The organism is uncultured Leptotrichia sp. (genome assembly GCF_938036635.1).
Taxonomy (GTDB): Bacteria; Fusobacteriota; Fusobacteriia; order Fusobacteriales; family Leptotrichiaceae; genus Leptotrichia; species Leptotrichia hongkongensis.
The window spans coordinates 1-2,071 of record NZ_CALHQO010000449.1; the positions used below are offsets into that span (position 1 = coordinate 1).

The window sequence follows — 2,071 nt, forward strand, 5'->3', positions numbered from 1 at the left end:
AAGAATAAAGAAATATATTTGGGAAAATAAAATGCAGAAGCAAGCAATGATAACTTCTATTCAAAATATAAAATGGGATTCGCTACAAGCAATAAAATTTTATAAAAGTAATTAATGAATCAAAGGATATTTCAAAAGAAAAATATGAAGCACAAAAAATAATGAATGAAATTTTAAATACTGGGAATAATATAAAAGAAATAGAAACACTAACTTTATCTGGTAAATTGAATAATAGAAGGATAGAATTGATAAAACAAAATAATGAAGTGTATAAATAAACAATAAAATAGAAAGGGAAATTTTAAATTATGATAGCAGTGATTGATTATGGAGTAGGAAACCTTTTTTCCTTGCTTTCTTCTTTAAACTATGTCGGACTGGATACGAAGCTGACTAATGATATTGAAGAGATAAAAAATGCTAAGGGGATAATATTGCCAGGAGTCGGGGCTTTTAGAGATGCTATTGGGAATTTGGAAAAATATGGGCTAAAAGAGACTTTGATAAGTGAAGCGAAAAAAGGAAAGACGTTTTTGGTAATTTGTCTTGGTATGCAGATGCTTTTTGAAAAAAGTTATGAATATGGTGAATATGAAGGACTTGGTCTTATAAATGGAACTGTTGAGGAAATAAAAAAATATATTCCTGAAAACTCTGATTTGAAAATACCTCATATGGGATGGAATAGTTTAGCCATAAATGATGGATTTAAAGATGATAAAATTTTAAAAAATGTAGACAATAATGAATATGTTTATTATGTTCATTCATATTTTGCAAAAACAGATATGAAAAATATTGTCGCATATTCAGAGTATGGAACAAAAATACCTGGAATTGTAAAAAATGAAAATGTCTATGGAATGCAGTTTCATCCTGAAAAAAGTGGAGATACTGGATTGAAGTTATTGAAAAACTGGGGAGAATTAATAAAATAAAAGTAACATTACGATTATTTTACTTAGTTTATTGATTTTTTGATTTTGATAACTTATTTTTTAATTGAGAAGAGGTATTTATGAAAAAAATAATATTACTGATAGGTCTTCTTGCATCAGTGAATATGAATGCTAAAAGCCGAAGTGAAATGATAAGGCAGGATTTGTCAAAATTAGGAGTTTCTCAGGAAATAATATTAAAAACAATAGAACTGGATAAAGAAATACCTAATGTAGTGAGTGAACCTGATAGGGAAAAAGTAAAAAATTTGGCATTAAAAATTGAAGCATTGCTGAAAAAGAATGAGAAGAATTTTGTGTTATCAGAAAATTTGATAAATATTTATAATGCACTTGGAAAAAGTGATGCTGAAAAATTAAATAATTTTAAGCGGTATGAAAAATATAACCCTTATGAAGTGTCAAAATTATTTTTTTCAAATATGTATTATGCTAACAAAGGAGATACAGCAGCGTTTGATAAAAATTATGAAAAACTTAAAAGGGAATATCCTGATTATTTAATCACTAGAATTGCTGTAACATATACGATAGGAAGAGATGCAATCTGGAATGTTATGAAAAATGATGAAAAAGCGGCCCTTGCAAGTTTAAATTCCATTATGAAGATGTGTGATGATAAAATAAAAACGGAAGAATCACGTATTTCTGATGAGCAGGCGTGGGCATACAAATTGACGATGGGATGGTTTGCAATAAGCTTTTATTTAAATGAGAATCGTACGCAGGATGCAATTGATTTTTATTATGAAAATTTTGAAGGGAAAAATAAGCCAAGTGAAGAAATATTGTATTACAACAGGTATCAAAACTGGTATATAAAATCGGAGCTGGCAAAGGCAAATAAAACTGATTTTTACAATAATAAGAAAATATTTCAAAAAAATTTGGATAAAATAAGAATGTTTGATTAGTATTTTTGAGATTTTCTATCAAAGTTAGAATTTCGAGTATGATTGTTGAAGCAGATATTCCAAATATTAGGATTTTTATATTAAGATTTTTCCTTTGTGTTTTGGAATGACTTAACTTTTTTGAAAAATTTTGCAGACGAACACGTCCAGTTCGGAGGAGCCGGCATCACTGTCGTTGAATTGGGATGATAGCTT

At 28.2% G+C, this 2,071-nt stretch carries 2 protein-coding genes; both read left to right on the plus strand.

Annotated features, from left to right (window positions below):
- The first annotated feature begins 311 nt into the window (after positions 1 to 311).
- Positions 312 to 941, plus strand: coding sequence for an imidazole glycerol phosphate synthase subunit HisH (gene hisH, locus Q0370_RS08935; RefSeq protein WP_299574833.1), 630 nt, complete (start codon positions 312 to 314; stop codon positions 939 to 941).
- Positions 942 to 1,021: 80 nt separating this feature from the next.
- Complete coding sequence (locus Q0370_RS08940; protein WP_299574836.1) at positions 1,022 to 1,876, plus strand: hypothetical protein; 855 nt, start codon at positions 1,022 to 1,024, stop codon at positions 1,874 to 1,876.
- The last annotated feature ends 195 nt before the right edge of the window (positions 1,877 to 2,071 follow it).